This window comes from Idiomarina sp. Sol25 (genome assembly GCF_033052775.1).
Lineage (GTDB): Bacteria > Pseudomonadota > Gammaproteobacteria > Enterobacterales > Alteromonadaceae > Idiomarina.
In genome coordinates, this window is record NZ_JAUPEW010000014.1 from 1 (window position 1) to 15,493 (window position 15,493).

Annotated in this window: 11 protein-coding genes; all 11 read left to right on the forward strand. The window is 46.6% G+C overall.

What is annotated here, in order from left to right; all coding sequences use genetic code 11:
* Positions 1 to 123: 123 nt before the first annotated feature.
* The 11 genes from secE to fusA all read left to right on the forward strand — a co-directional run bounded on the left by secE (position 124) and on the right by fusA (position 15,357).
* Entirely contained in the window at positions 124 to 504 is a 381-nt protein-coding gene (gene secE, locus Q5L94_RS13025; protein WP_317498812.1) for a preprotein translocase subunit SecE, read from the forward strand.
* A 2-nt stretch (positions 505 to 506) separates the two neighbouring features.
* Positions 507 to 1,046: a transcription termination/antitermination protein NusG gene (nusG, locus tag Q5L94_RS13030; protein WP_317498813.1), complete on the forward strand. Its 540-nt coding sequence runs from the start codon at positions 507 to 509 to the stop codon at positions 1,044 to 1,046.
* A 138-nt stretch (positions 1,047 to 1,184) separates the two neighbouring features.
* Positions 1,185 to 1,613 (forward strand): 50S ribosomal protein L11, encoded by a 429-nt coding sequence (gene rplK, locus Q5L94_RS13035; protein ID WP_011233603.1) that lies wholly within the window; start codon positions 1,185 to 1,187, stop codon positions 1,611 to 1,613.
* Positions 1,614 to 1,616: 3 nt separating this feature from the next.
* Complete coding sequence (gene rplA / locus Q5L94_RS13040; RefSeq protein ID WP_317498814.1) at positions 1,617 to 2,312, forward strand: 50S ribosomal protein L1; 696 nt, start codon at positions 1,617 to 1,619, stop codon at positions 2,310 to 2,312.
* 267 nt (positions 2,313 to 2,579) lie between these two features.
* On the forward strand, positions 2,580 to 3,098 hold the full coding sequence (gene rplJ / locus Q5L94_RS13045; RefSeq protein ID WP_011233605.1) for a 50S ribosomal protein L10: 519 nt from the start codon (positions 2,580 to 2,582) through the stop codon (positions 3,096 to 3,098).
* A 53-nt stretch (positions 3,099 to 3,151) separates the two neighbouring features.
* A complete protein-coding gene (gene rplL / locus Q5L94_RS13050) occupies positions 3,152 to 3,526 on the forward strand; it encodes a 50S ribosomal protein L7/L12 (protein ID WP_317498815.1) in 375 nt (124 codons plus the stop codon).
* Between the two features lie 218 nt (positions 3,527 to 3,744).
* Positions 3,745 to 7,773, forward strand: coding sequence for a DNA-directed RNA polymerase subunit beta (gene rpoB / locus Q5L94_RS13055; protein WP_317498816.1), 4,029 nt, complete (start codon positions 3,745 to 3,747; stop codon positions 7,771 to 7,773).
* A 72-nt stretch (positions 7,774 to 7,845) separates the two neighbouring features.
* Entirely contained in the window at positions 7,846 to 12,081 is a 4,236-nt protein-coding gene (gene rpoC, locus Q5L94_RS13060) for a DNA-directed RNA polymerase subunit beta' (protein WP_317498817.1), read from the forward strand.
* A 206-nt stretch (positions 12,082 to 12,287) separates the two neighbouring features.
* Complete coding sequence (rpsL, locus tag Q5L94_RS13065; protein WP_011233609.1) at positions 12,288 to 12,662, forward strand: 30S ribosomal protein S12; 375 nt, start codon at positions 12,288 to 12,290, stop codon at positions 12,660 to 12,662.
* Positions 12,663 to 12,734: 72 nt separating this feature from the next.
* Positions 12,735 to 13,205 carry a 30S ribosomal protein S7 gene (rpsG, locus tag Q5L94_RS13070; RefSeq protein ID WP_011233610.1) on the forward strand — a complete coding sequence of 157 codons (471 nt, stop codon included), beginning with the start codon at positions 12,735 to 12,737 and terminating at the stop codon, positions 13,203 to 13,205.
* Between the two features lie 28 nt (positions 13,206 to 13,233).
* Positions 13,234 to 15,357 carry an elongation factor G gene (fusA, locus tag Q5L94_RS13075; RefSeq protein WP_317498818.1) on the forward strand — a complete coding sequence of 708 codons (2,124 nt, stop codon included), beginning with the start codon at positions 13,234 to 13,236 and terminating at the stop codon, positions 15,355 to 15,357.
* Positions 15,358 to 15,493 lie beyond the last annotated feature (136 nt).

Below are 15,493 nucleotides of genomic sequence, written 5' to 3' on the forward strand. Positions count from 1 at the left end.
GGGGCGTAGTTCCAATTGGTAGAACAGCGGTCTCCAAAACCGACGGTTGGGGGTTCGAATCCCTCCGCCCCTGCCAGATTTTATTGATTCAAAGCGAAGACCGGTCGCAACTAGGATTAAAGAATGAGCGCAAATAACGAGACGCAAAGCAGTTCGTTGAACAGTTTGAAATGGATAATCGCAATCGCCCTTTTAGTTGTTGCTATTGGCGGTAATCATTATTACACAGAAGAAGTGTCGGTCTTATACCGTGCTATTGCTGTGGTTTTTTTAGTTGCCTTAGCAGGTTTCTTTGCTAGTACGACTACGAAAGGAAGAACCTTTTTGTCGTTTGCGAAAGAAAGCCGTACCGAAGTTCGAAAGGTTGTCTGGCCATCGCGTCAGGAAGCGACTCAAACAACGCTTATCGTTGTTGTTGCGACCGTTATAGTAGCACTTATTCTCTGGGGCCTTGACGGCATCCTGGTACGTGTCGTTGGCTTCTTAACCGGGTTGGAGATTTAACCATGAGCGATAAGAAACGTTGGTACGTAGTACAAGCTTTTTCCGGTTACGAGGCACGAGTTTCTGAGTCCCTGAAAGAACATATCAGAATGCACGGTATGGAAGATAAATTTGGTGAGATTCTCGTACCTAAAGAAGAAGTCGTAGAAATGCGCGGCGGCGTTCGTCGTAAAAGTGAACGTAAATTCTTTCCGGGCTATGTTTTAGTGGAAATGGATATGGACGAAGACGCCTGGCACTTGATTAAGAGCGTACCTCGGGTGCTTGGCTTCATTGGTGGTAGTAGCGACCGTCCTACACCAATTTCAAAGAAAGAAGCCGATGCCATTTTGGATCGTCTACAAGACTCAGCGGACAAGCCCAAACCTAAAACATTATTTGAGCCGGGCGAAGTTGTACGTGTTAACGACGGTCCTTTCGCTGACTTCAACGGTACGGTTGAAGAAGTGGATTACGAGAAGAGCCGGGTCACTGTATCGGTTTCTATCTTCGGCAGGGCGACACCGGTTGAGCTTGAATTTGGTCAGATAGAAAAAGCCTGATCAAAAAAGCAGCAACAGAAAGATTGATCTATGGCGTGAAGTCACTTATAATTCGCGTCCTTTTTTCACGGGAAGCCGTTGGAGTAACTTTCTTCTGAAAAGTTACGAGGCGTTAAACCCACAACAGAGGTAATTACCATGGCGAAGAAAGTATCGGCCATTATCAAATTACAGGTAGCTGCTGGTTCAGCTAACCCGTCACCGCCCGTTGGTCCTGCATTGGGTCAGCACGGTGTGAACATCATGGAATTCTGTAAAGCGTTCAACGCACAGACCGACAGCTTAGAAAAAGGCGCACCGGTTCCTGTCGAAATTACAGTATTCGAAGACCGTTCATTCACATTTATTACCAAAACGCCTCCTGCGTCTTTCTTATTGAAGAAAGCGGCTGGTATCAAAAGTGGTTCAGGCGAGCCGAACACCAAAAAAGTTGGTACGGTCACTCGCGCGCAGTTAGAAGAAATTGCGAAAACAAAAGAACCAGACCTGACTGCTGCCGATATGGACGCAGCTGTACGCACTATCGCCGGCTCTGCTCGCGCGATGGGCTTGAACGTGGAGGGCTAATCAATGGCTAAATTAACAAAACGCGCTCGTATGATCGCAGAGAAAGTTGAAGCCCGCGATTACGATGTGAATGAAGCTATTACTCTGTTAAAAGAGTTAGCAACAGCAAAGTTCACAGAAAGTGTTGATGTCGCAGTAAACTTAGGCATTGATGCTCGTAAATCAGACCAAAACGTTCGCGGCGCTACTGTGCTGCCAAACGGTACTGGTCGCGATGTTCGTGTTGCTGTATTCACCTCAGGCGACAATGCAGAAAAGGCGAAAGAAGCCGGCGCAGACATCGTTGGTATGGAAGACTTGGCAGAACAAGTTAAGAAAGGTGAAATGAACTTCGACGTAGTCGTAGCATCACCTGACGCAATGCGTGTTGTTGGTCAATTAGGTCAAATCTTAGGTCCACGTGGTCTGATGCCTAACCCTAAAACGGGGACAGTAACTCCAGACGTAGCAACAGCAGTTAAAAATGCTAAAGCTGGTCAGGTTCGTTATCGTAATGACAAAAACGGTATTGTTCACGCAACAATCGGCCGGGTTGACTTCGATAACGACAACTTGAAAGAAAACCTTGAAGCTTTGTTGGCGGCTCTTAAGAAAGCTAAGCCTTCTTCAGCTAAAGGTGTTTATGTAAAACGCATTAGCCTGTCTACAACAATGGGCGCTGGTGTGAGCATTGATCAGGCAACTGTAGCAGCGGTTTAATTCGCATCAGTTCGGTTAATGTAATGGTTTATGGGTTGGAGCTGCCGTGGAGTTGCTAATGTGCAACAAAACAAGGCTCCCGTCCAAGACCGTAGGTGTACCGCGAGAATCTCAGAAGATTGAGTAGTGGCACTTAATTTCCTACGCAGATGGTGATATCCGACTCAGGCTCTCTGGGTAGAGAATCACCGTGACAACGCGGTGGGTTTAATCCCACCTAATTGTAACGAGGGACTTCGGTCCCAAATTGAAAACGAGGTGATATCAGTGGCAATTGGTTTAGCCGGAAAGAAAGCCATCGTTAAGGAAGTTAACGACGTTGCTTCAAATGCGCTAGCCGTCACCGTTGCTGAATATCGAGGCATCGAAGTAGCCGATATGACTGCGCTGCGTAAGAAAGCTCGTGAGCAGGGTATTTTCGTTAAAGTTGTACGAAATACACTGGCAAAACGCGCTTTTGAAGGCACACAGTTTGACGACATGGGTGATGCACTTAAAGGACCTCTTGTTTATGGGTTTTCTATGGACGCACCGGGCGCTTCAGCTCGCTTGTTCAAAGACTTCTCAAAAGAAAACAAGAACTTGCAAGTGACAGCTCTGTCAATCGGTAACGGCATTATGGGTCCAGAAAAATTGGACGCAGTTGCTTCACTTCCGACTCGTGACGAAGCACTGGCTAAATTGCTCGCCACCTTCAAAGAACCGGTTAGCAAATTCGTTAAAACAGTTAACGAAGTACCTAGCAAGTTCGTTAGAACGTTGGCAGCAATTAAAGACGCTAAATAATACGTTGGTTTTTTAACCATTTTTTGTAATTATAAACCCAGGAGTTTAGAGTAATGGCTCTGACTAAAGACGACATCTTAAACGCGATCGCTGAAATGCCAGTAATGGAACTGGTTGAATTGATCGAAGCAGCTGAAGAGAAATTCGGCGTTGACGCATCTGCAGCAGTAGCAGTAGCTGCTCCAGCAGCAGGCGGCGAAGAAGCAGCTGAAGAACAAACTGAATTTGACGTAGTACTGAAAGCAGCTGGCGCAAACAAAGTTTCCGCTATCAAAGCTGTTCGCGGCGCAACTGGCCTTGGCTTGAAAGAAGCTAAAGCTATGGTTGAGTCTGCACCAGTAGCAGTCAAAGAAGGTGTAAGCAAAGACGAAGCTGAAGAGCTGAAAAAGCAGCTTGAAGAAGCTGGTGCGGAAGTTGAAGTTAAGTAATTTAACTTTTGTACGACATATGGCCTTTTAGGCCTTGGGCTGGTGGTTGATTAACCACCAGCCCTTTTGCGCTGTATCGCTTGTATCATTTTGCCCGACGTTGGATACAGATTAGCGAAAAAAGATAACAACGGGATCGACAGATAAAAGATTCATCTGTTTTTAACCATCGAACCACTCGTTGGTTAGGGTCATCAATCAGCTAGCTGAGGAACCCCATGGCGTACTCCTACTCTGAAAAAAAACGTATTCGTAAGGATTTCGGTAAACGACCTCAGGTCTTAGAAGTTCCTTATTTGCTGTCTATGCAGCTTGATTCATTTAAGAAATTTATAGAAGTCGATCCAGAAGCCAATAATGGTCTGGAAGCGGCTTTTCGTTCGGTCTTTCCCATTGCCAGTTATTCTGGTACTGCGGAACTACAGTACGTCAGTTATCACATGGGTGAGCCGGCGTTTGACGTTGAAGAATGTCAGATCCGGGGCATTACCTACTCAGCACCATTGCGTGTGAAACTGCGTCTGGTGCTGTTTGATAAAGAAGCAGCTGCCGGTACAGTTAAAGACATTAAAGAACAAGAAGTGTACATGGGCGAAATTCCGTTAATGACAGAAAACGGAACCTTCGTTATCAATGGCACAGAGCGAGTTATCGTTTCTCAGCTCCACCGTTCACCTGGTGTGTTCTTTGATCACGACAAAGGTAAATCTCACTCGTCAGGTAAAGTCCTGTATAACGCGCGTGTTATTCCTTACCGTGGCTCTTGGTTGGATTTTGAATTTGATCCTAAAGACAACGTTTTTGTACGTATCGACCGTCGCCGTAAATTACCGGCGTCCATTATTCTTCGTGCTCTGGAATACAGCACCGAAGAAATTCTCGATATGTTCTTCGACACAACGTACTTTGAAATCCTTAAAACTAAGGTGAAAATGCAGTTGGTTCCTGAGCGTCTGCGTGGCGAAACCGCCAAGTTTGACATCAAAGGTGCCGAAGGCGAAGTACTGGTCGAAAAAGGCCGTCGTATTACCGCACGTCACATCCGCCAGTTGGAGCAACTGGACATAAAAGAGATGGAAGTGCCGGCAGAATACATGGTCGGAAAAGTATTAGCAAAAGACTACGCGAATAAGAAAACTGGCGAAGTGGTTGGTCACGCGAATGATGTGCTGACACTTGAGCTTATCGCCGAACTTAGCGAAGCGGGCATCAAGAAAATTGAAACGCTGTTCGTTAACGATTTGGACCACGGTCCATACATGAGCGAAACCTTACGCGTTGATTCAAGCAATAACCGCTTAGAGGCTTTGGTTGAAATCTATCGTATGATGCGTCCGGGTGAGCCACCGACACGCGAAGCTGCTGAAACCTTATTTGATAACTTGTTCTTCAGCGAAGAACGTTATGATTTATCAACCGTTGGTCGCATGAAGTTTAATCGTCGTTTGGGTCGTGAAGACTTAAGCGGTGATAATACGTTGTCCAGAGAAGACATCGTCCAAGTCATGAAAAAGCTTATCGAAATCCGTAACGGTTTAGATGAAGTTGATGACATTGACCACCTGGGTAACCGTCGTATACGTTCAGTCGGCGAAATGGCAGAAAACCAATTCCGTGTCGGTTTGGTACGTGTAGAGCGCGCAGTAAAAGAACGCTTGTCGCTGGGTGACTTAGACAACACCATGCCTCAAGACCTAATTAACGCGAAGCCAATTAGTGCTGCGGTTAAAGAGTTCTTTGGCTCAAGCCAGCTGTCGCAATTCATGGATCAAAACAACCCATTGTCAGAAGTGACGCACAAACGTCGTATCTCTGCTTTAGGTCCCGGTGGTTTGACTCGTGAACGTGCCGGTTTCGAAGTTCGTGACGTACACCCAACGCACTATGGTCGTTTGTGTCCAATCGAAACGCCGGAAGGCCCGAACATCGGTCTAATCAACTCGCTGTCGACTTTCTCACGTACGAATGAATATGGCTTCTTAGAAACGCCTTATCGTCGTATTGAGAACGGTTCTGTTACAGACGACGTTGATTATTTGTCGGCAATCGAAGAAGGCAACTACGTTATCGCACAGGCGAACGTAGGGCTGAACGATAAAGGCGAATTGACAGAAGATTTAGTACCGTGCCGTCATAAAAACGAATTTACGCTGATGAGTAAAGAGCAGGTCCAGTACATGGACGTTGCACCTCAGCAAATCGTTTCTATCGCAGCAAGTATGATCCCGTTCCTTGAACACGATGATGCTAACCGTGCCTTGATGGGCTCGAACATGCAACGTCAGGCCGTACCAACATTGCGTGCTGATAAGCCGCTGGTTGGTACTGGTATCGAACGCACTATCGCAGTTGACTCCGGTGTTACCGTTGTTGCTAAGCGTGGTGGTGTAGTCGATTACGTAGACGCCAGTCGTATCGTGGTTAAGGTTAACGAAGAAGAAATGGTTCCCGGTGAAGCGGGCATCGACATTTATAACCTGACTAAATACACGCGTTCTAACCAGAACACCTGTATCAACCAAAAGCCAACCGTGAACCCAGGTGAACCTGTAACTCGCGGTGACGTTTTAGCTGATGGCCCGTCAACTGACTTAGGTGAATTAGCGCTGGGTCAGAACATGCGTGTGGCTTTCATGCCTTGGAATGGTTATAACTTTGAGGATTCGATTCTGATTTCTGAGCGCGTAGCGCAAGAAGATCGAATGACAACCATCCATATTCAAGAATTAAACTGTGTTGCCCGCGATACCAAGTTAGGTGCCGAGGAAATCAGCTCTGATATTCCAAACGTTGGCGAGTCTGCATTAGGTAAGCTGGACGAATCCGGTGTTGTTTACGTTGGTGCGGAAGTTAACGGCGGCGATATTCTGGTTGGTAAAGTAACGCCTAAAGGTGAAACGCAGCTAACGCCTGAAGAGAAACTCTTGCGAGCTATTTTTGGTGAGAAAGCGTCTGACGTAAAAGACAGCTCTCTGCGTGTACCAAATGGTGTTAACGGTACGGTTATTGACGTACAAGTATTCACTCGTGACGGCGTAGAAAAAGATAAGCGCGCGGTAGCGATTGAAGAAATGCAGCTGGCTAAGGTTAAGAAAGACCTGACAGAAGAATTCAAGATTCTTGAAGAAGGTATTTATAACCGGGCTCGCAACTTGTTGTTAAGCAATGGCTTTGACGAAGCGAAGCTGGCGAGCGTTGATCGTACAAGCTGGTTGACTCAGGATTTAGGCAGCGAAGACGCACAAGCTCAATTAGAGCAAATTGCTGAACAGTATCAGCAAATTCGTGATGACTTCGATACCAAATTTGAGACTAAGCGACGCAAGATCACTCAAGGCGACGATTTAGCGCCGGGTGTTCTGAAAATCGTTAAGGTCTACTTAGCTGTACGTCGCAGTATTCAGCCTGGTGATAAACTGGCTGGCCGTCACGGTAACAAAGGTGTTATCTCAACCATCATTCCTGTGGAAGATATGCCACACGATGATGAAGGGAACCCGGTCGATATCGTATTGAACCCGCTGGGTGTACCTTCGCGGATGAACATCGGTCAGATCCTGGAAACGCACTTAGGTATGGCGGCTCGCGGTATTGGTAGCAAGATCGAAAAAATGCTGAAACAGCAACGTGCTATCTCTGAATTACGCGACTTTTTACAGCAAGTGTACGACTTGGGCGAAAGCCGTCAGAAAGTAGACATTACTGAGTTCACTGACGACGAGGTGATGCGCTTAGCTGGTAACTTGAAAGCTGGTCTACCGACTGCTACTCCGGTATTTGATGGTGCAATTGAAGAAGAAATTAAAGCACTGTTGAAACTTGCAGATATACCGGAGTCAGGTCAGATTCGTTTATTCGACGGTCGTACTGGTGATAAATTCGAACGTGACGTAACTGTTGGTTACATGTACATGCTCAAATTGAACCACTTGGTTGACGATAAGATGCACGCACGTTCAACTGGCTCGTACAGCTTGGTTACTCAACAACCACTGGGCGGTAAAGCTCAGTTTGGTGGTCAGCGCTTCGGTGAGATGGAAGTCTGGGCATTGGAAGCATATGGTGCGGCTTATACCTTGCAAGAAATGTTGACAGTTAAGTCGGACGACGTGAACGGTCGTACGAAGATGTACAAAAACATTGTCGACAACAACTTGCAGATGGAAGCGGGCATGCCGGAATCTTTCAACGTATTGTTGAAAGAAATCCGCTCGCTGGGCATCAATATCGAGCTAGAACAGAACTAAGACGCTGTTGCTGGAATAAATTGGGGGAGTGCTTGCGCTCCCCGTAGGTTGAACTCCGACAGGAGATAAATCGTGAAAGACTTGCTGAAGCTTTTAAAGCCGACGAATCAGGCAGAAGAGTTTGATGGTATTCGCATCGCTCTTTCGTCTCCAGATATGATCCGTAGTTGGTCATATGGTGAGGTGAAAAAACCTGAAACTATTAACTACCGTACCTTTAAGCCGGAACGTGATGGTTTGTTCTGTGCCCGTATTTTTGGTCCGGTAAAAGACTATGAGTGCTTGTGTGGTAAATACAAGCGCCTTAAGCACCGTGGTGTCATCTGTGAGAAGTGTGGCGTTGAAGTTACACTGACTAAAGTGCGCCGTGAGCGTATGGGTCATATTGAACTGGCAAGCCCGGTTGCTCACATTTGGTTCCTTAAGTCATTGCCGTCGCGCATTGGCTTAATGTTGGATATGACTCTGCGTGATATTGAGCGCGTACTGTATTTCGAGTCTTACGTTGTTACTGAAGGCGGTTTAACGTCTCTTGAGCAGGGGCAAATCCTGACAGAAGACGAATATTTAGACGCGCTTGAAGAGCACGGTGATGAATTCGACGCTAAAATGGGTGCAGAAGCCGTTCTGGATCTGTTGCGCGCGGTAGACATCGACGGCGACGTACAAAAACTGCGTGAAGAGTTGCCTGAGACAAACTCAGAAACCAAACGTAAGAAAATTAGCAAACGACTGAAGCTACTAGAAGCATTCCAGGTATCAAACAACAAACCTGAATGGATGATCTTAAAGGTACTTCCTATTCTGCCACCAGACTTACGTCCGTTGGTACCGCTTGATGGCGGTCGTTTTGCAACGTCCGATCTTAATGACTTGTACCGCCGTGTCATTAACCGTAACAACCGTTTGAAGCGCCTGTTAGACCTTGCTGCACCAGATATTATTGTGCGCAACGAAAAACGTATGCTTCAGGAAGCGGTTGATGCGTTGCTGGATAACGGTCGTCGCGGTCGTGCTATTACTGGCTCAAACAAGCGTCCTCTGAAATCTTTGGCTGACATGATCAAAGGTAAACAGGGTCGTTTCCGTCAGAACCTTCTGGGTAAGCGTGTTGACTATTCAGGCCGTTCGGTTATTACCGTCGGTCCTAAATTGCGCCTGCACCAGTGTGGTTTGCCTAAGAAAATGGCGCTGGAATTATTCAAACCATTTATCTATGGCAAATTAGAGCGTCGTGGTTTAGCGACAACCATTAAAGCTGCGAAGAAAATGGTTGAGCGAGAGACAGCTGAGGTTTGGGACGTACTTGATGAGGTCATCAAAGAGCACCCAGTAATGCTTAACCGTGCACCGACACTGCATAGGTTGGGTATTCAGGCGTTCGAACCGGTATTGATTGAAGGTAAAGCGATTCAATTGCACCCATTGGTCTGTGCGGCTTATAACGCCGACTTTGATGGTGACCAAATGGCTGTGCACTTGCCACTGACTTTAGAAGCTCAGCTGGAAGCTCGCGCGTTGATGATGTCTACCAACAACGTATTGTCGCCGGCAAGTGGTGACCCTATTATTGTTCCTTCGCAGGACGTTGTGCTTGGTCTGTATTACATGACTAAAGAAAAAATCAACGGTAAAGGCGAAGGCATGGTTTTCAAAGATCCGAACGAGGTCGAAAAGGCTTATCGTACGGGCCAGGTTGAATTGCATAGTCGCGTCCGGGTACGTATTACCGATACCACCATTGACGACGACGGCATTCGAACAACGAAAACTGAATTGCGTGATACGACTTGTGGTCGTGCAATTTTGTCACTGATTATGCCGGAAGGTCTGCCTTTTGAACTGATCAACCAGGCTATGGGTAAAAAGCCGATTGGTCGTATGCTGAATACTGCTTACCGTGACCTTGGTTTGAAAGATACCGTCGTTTTCGCTGACCAAATCATGTATACCGGTTTCCATTACGCAATGGTATCGGGTGCGTCGGTTGGTATAAACGACATGGTTATTCCTGAAGCTAAGAAAGAGATTGTTTCTGCAGCAGAAGAAGAAGTAGCTGAAATTCAGGAACAGTTCGAATCAGGCTTGGTTACTGCTGGTGAGAAATACAACAAAGTTATCGATATTTGGTCAACTGCTAACGAGAAAGTCTCGAAAGCAATGATGGATAACTTGTCGAAAGAAATCGTTAAAAACAAAGACGGTGAAGACGAAGAACAAGCATCATTTAACTCAGTCTTTATGATGGCGGACTCAGGCGCTCGTGGTAGTCCCGCGCAGATTCGTCAGTTGGCCGGTATGCGTGGTTTGATGGCTAAGCCAGACGGCTCAATCATCGAAACGCCAATCGTAGCTAACTTCCGTGAAGGTCTGAACGTACTTCAGTACTTCATCTCGACGCACGGTGCTCGTAAAGGTTTGGCCGATACGGCATTGAAAACAGCGAACTCAGGTTACCTGACTCGTCGTTTGGTAGACGTTTCACAAGACGTTGTGATCATGGAAGAAGACTGTGGCACATACGAAGGTCTTTACATGAAACCGCTGATTGAAGGTGGCGACGTTGTAGAGCCGCTGCGTGAACGTGTACTTGGGCGTGTTCTTTGTGAGCCTGTTATGAAGCCGGGTAGTGAAGAAGAGTTGCTTCCACGCAACACATTGCTTGATGAAAAAATGTGTGACCTGTTGGAAGAAAACTCTATCGACGAAGTTAAAGTTCGCTCGGTTATTACCTGTGATACAGACTTTGGTGTTTGTGCACATTGTTATGGTCGTGACCTGGCTCGCGGACATATGGTCAACCAAGGTGAAGCCGTTGGCGTTATAGCAGCGCAGTCAATCGGTGAACCGGGTACACAGTTAACCATGCGTACCTTCCACATTGGTGGTGCGGCATCTCGTGCAACAGCTGAAAACAATATCCAGGTGAAGAACCCGGGTACAATTAAGCTGCACAACGCGAAATGGGTTGTTAACAGCGATAAAGCGCACGTTATTACGTCACGTTCTACAGAGTTAACTTTGACTGATGAATACGGTCGTGAGCGCGAGCGTTATAAAGTACCTTATGGTGCGGTCTTGAAAAAAGGCGAAGGCGACTCAGTAGATGGCGGCGAAACCGTTGCAAACTGGGACCCGCATACTCACCCAATCATTACCGAGGTAGAAGGTCGTATCAAGTTTGTTGATTTAATTGATGGCGTCACTATGACTCGTCAAACCGATGAATTGACAGGCCTTTCAAGCATCGTTGTACTGGAAACGGGTCAGCGTACCAGTGCCGGTAAAGACATGCGTCCAATGGTGAAATTGGTTGATGGTAAAGGTAACGACGTTAACATCGCTGGTACTGATATCCCTGCGCAATACTTCTTGCCAGGTAACGCCATCATCAACCTGGAAGATAATTCCGAGGTTAAAATTGGTGACACCTTAGCGCGTATTCCTCAGGAAGGCTCTAAGACTCGTGATATTACCGGTGGTCTGCCACGTGTTGCTGACTTGTTCGAAGCGCGTAAGCCAAAAGAACCAGCGATTCTTGCAGAGAAAACCGGTACGGTTTCCTTCGGTAAAGAAACCAAAGGTAAGCGTCGCCTATTGATTACACCAACAGATGGTGGTGATCAGCACGAAGAGATGATTCCGAAATGGCGTCAGCTGAACGTGTTTGAAGGTGAACAAGTGACTAAAGGTGAAGTTATTGCCGATGGTCCAGAAGCACCGCACGACATTCTACGTTTACGTGGCGTTAGTGCAGTGGCTAACTATATCGTTAACGAAGTGCAGGAAGTTTACCGCCTGCAAGGTGTTAAAATTAACGATAAGCACATTGAAACTATCGTTCGCCAGATGTTGCGTAAGGCACTGATTTTACGTGCTGGCGATACGAACTTGCTGGAAGGCGAGATGGTTGAAATGTCAGAAGTGTTAGCCGCTAACGCGAAAGCGGAAGCGGATGGTAAGAAACCAGCGATATTTGAACGTCAGTTGCTGGGGATTACTAAGGCATCGTTGTCGACTGAATCCTTTATTTCAGCGGCTTCGTTCCAGGAAACAACGCGAGTTCTTACCGAAGCAGCGGTTGGTGGTAAGAAAGACAGCTTACGCGGACTGAAAGAAAACGTAATTGTTGGTCGTCTGATTCCTGCAGGTACGGGTTACTCATATCACAAAGAGCGCATGCAGCGTCGACTGGATGAACTGAATGTTGATATCGAGCCAACCATGACTGCAGAGCAGGCTGAGCAACAACTTGCGGATGCCTTAAATGCTGGAAATAGTTCTGCAGGTGACGATTCTGCAGAATAATTAGCGAACGTTTTTAACGTTCGTGTACAGAAGCCGGTACTGTAAAAGTGCCGGCTTCTTTTGTATAGCCTTGACAGGCGAAAATATGACCATTAGAATTTCCGCTCCCGAATTTCGGGATTTGACTTTCAGTGGTCAGAAAAAAGCGATTTTTCACGCTCTATACACGTGGTAAAAAGCGACATCAACTAAACTAGGAGTAATGAATGGCAACAGTTAATCAGCTGGTGCGTAAAGGCCGTCAAAAGCCCGTTGTGAAAAGCAACGTTCCGGCTCTTGAAGCGTGCCCTCAAAAACGCGGTGTATGTACCCGTGTTTACACAACTACGCCAAAGAAACCGAACTCTGCAATGCGTAAAGTTTGCCGTGTTCGTTTAACTAACGGTTACGAAGTCTCTTCGTACATCGGTGGCGAAGGTCACAACTTACAAGAACACTCAGTCGTACTAATTCGTGGCGGTCGTGTAAAAGACTTGCCAGGTGTGCGTTATCACACAGTACGCGGAGCACTTGACTGCTCAGGTGTTAATGACCGTAGACAAGGTCGTTCTAAGTACGGCGCGAAGCGGCCTAAATCTTAACGGTTCTCCGTTAGTAAGGCCAAACTGTCGTACGTTTTGGGTAAAACCCTGAATTAATCGGAGAATATTGAGATGCCAAGAAGACGCGTCATAGGTCAACGTAAAATCCTTCCAGATCCTAAGTTCGGATCAGAGTTGTTGGCCAAATTTATCAATGTCGTCATGGTTGACGGCAAAAAAGCAGTCGCTGAAAAAATTATTTACGGTGCATTGGACATCCTGGCAGAGAAGTCAGGTAAAGATCGCCTGGAAGTTTTTGATACAATTTTAGATAACATTCGCCCAATGGTTGAGGTTAAATCTCGCCGTGTTGGTGGTTCTACGTATCAGGTTCCAGTTGAAGTTCGTCCGGTCCGCCGTAACGCACTGGCTATGCGCTGGTTAGTTGATGCAGCGCGCACCCGTGGTGAAAAATCAATGTCGCAGCGTCTGGCAGCTGAAATGCTAGATGCATCAGAGAACAAAGGGTCTGCTGTGAAGAAACGTGAAGACGTTCACCGCATGGCTGAAGCAAACAAAGCGTTTGCTCACTATCGCTGGTAATTCACAGTTAACCTAGAAGGAGTTTATTGTGGCTCGTAAAACTTCCATAGAGCGCTATCGTAATATCGGTATTTGTGCTCACGTAGACGCCGGTAAAACAACCACAACTGAACGTGTGTTGTTTTATACTGGTTTGTCTCACAAAATTGGTGAGGTGCACGATGGTGCAGCCACCATGGACTGGATGGAACAAGAACAAGAGCGTGGTATCACTATCACGTCGGCAGCTACCACCTGTTTCTGGCAGGGTATGGACAAGCAGTTCCCTGAGCATCGTGTAAATATCATCGATACTCCTGGACACGTTGACTTCACCATCGAAGTTGAACGTTCTTTGCGTGTTCTTGACGGCGCTGTTGTTGTACTTTGTGCATCATCTGGTGTCCAGCCTCAGACTGAAACCGTTTGGCGTCAGGCAAACAAATATGAAGTTCCTCGCATGGTATTCGTCAACAAGATGGACCGTGCAGGCGCAGACTTCTTATCTGTTGTACACCAAATGAAGACGCGTTTGGCAGCTCAGGCTGTTCCAATGCAGCTGCCAGTCGGTGCAGAAGACAACTTCCGCGGCGTTGTGGACTTAGTTAAAATGAAGTTCATCAACTGGAGCGAAGAAGACATGGGTACTTCATTTACTTATGAAGATATCCCTGCTGAGATGGTTGATGACTGTGAAAAGTATCACTCTGAATTGGTAGAAGCTGCGGCGGAAGCTAACGAAGAGCTGATGACTAAATACCTGGAAGAAGGTGAGTTAACTGAAGCGGAAATCAAGCAAGGCTTGCGTATGCGTACTCTGGCTAATGATCTCTGCTTGGTTGCTTGTGGTTCTGCGTTCAAAAATAAAGGTGTTCAGGCAGTGCTTGACGCTGTTATTGAATACTTGCCATCACCAACAGAAGTTAAGCCTATTACCGGTATTTTGGATGACGAGTCTGAAGGCGTACGTAAGTCGTCTGACGAAGAACCATTCTCTGCACTGGCATTTAAAATTGCGACTGACCCATTTGTTGGTACCTTGACGTTCGTTCGCGTTTACTCTGGTGTCTTGAACCAGGGCGACGGTGTTGTTAACCCAGTTAAGAACAAAAAAGAACGCGTTGGCCGTATGGTACAGATGCACTCAAACAGCCGTGAAGAGATCAAAGAAGTTCGCGCGGGCGACATCGCTGCACTGATTGGTCTTAAAGACGTTACTACAGGTGACACGCTTTGTGATCCAGCTCATAAAATCACACTTGAGCGTATGGAGTTCCCTGAACCGGTTATTTCGGTTGCAGTAGAGCCAAAAACCAAAGCTGACCAGGAAAAAATGGGTATTGCTTTAGGTAAACTGGCAGCAGAAGATCCATCGTTCCGTGTTAAGACTGACGAAGAATCTGGCCAGACAATCATTTCTGGTATGGGTGAACTTCACCTTGATATCCTCGTTGACCGTATGAAGCGTGAATTCAAAGTTGAATGTAACGTAGGTCAGCCGCAGGTTGCTTACCGTGAAGCAATTCGTGAGTCTGTCGAAGTCGAAGGTAAATTCGTACGTCAATCAGGTGGTCGTGGTCAGTTTGGTCACGTTTGGGTTAAACTTGAACCAATGACTATCGAAGAAGACGATAACGGTGATGACATTATTTACAAATTCGTAAACGAAATTGTTGGTGGTGTTGTACCGAAAGAATACATCCCGGCAGTAGACAAGGGTATCCAAGAACAGATGCAACAAGGCGTCTTGGCTGGCTATCCTGTATTGGGTGTTAAAGCGACTCTGTATGATGGCTCATACCACGATGTCGACTCTTCTGAAATGGCATTTAAAATTGCTGGTAGCATGGCCTTCAAGAAAGGTGCATTAAAAGCGAACCCAGCTCTGTTAGAGCCAACCATGAAAGTTGAAGTCATCACTCCGGAAGAATCTATGGGTGATGTTGTGGGTGACTTAAACCGTCGTCGCGGTCTTATTGATGGTATGGAAGAAGCTCCAGGTGGTCTGAAAGCAGTTAATGCTCAAGTGCCACTGTCAGAGATGTTCGGTTATGCGACAGACTTGCGTTCACAAACGCAGGGTCGTGCATCGTACTCTATGGAGTTCTTGAAATACTCTGAAGCACCAAACAACATTGCTGAAAAGGTAATGGCTGAGCGTAACGCTAAATAAGTAAGGTCTGGTCCGGTTCTTTCGAGGCCGGGCTTTTAACTTAAGTTTGAGGATATATCATGTCTAAAGAAAAATTTGAACGTTCGAAGCCGCACGTAAACGTCGGCACCATCGGTCACGTTGACCACGGTAAAAC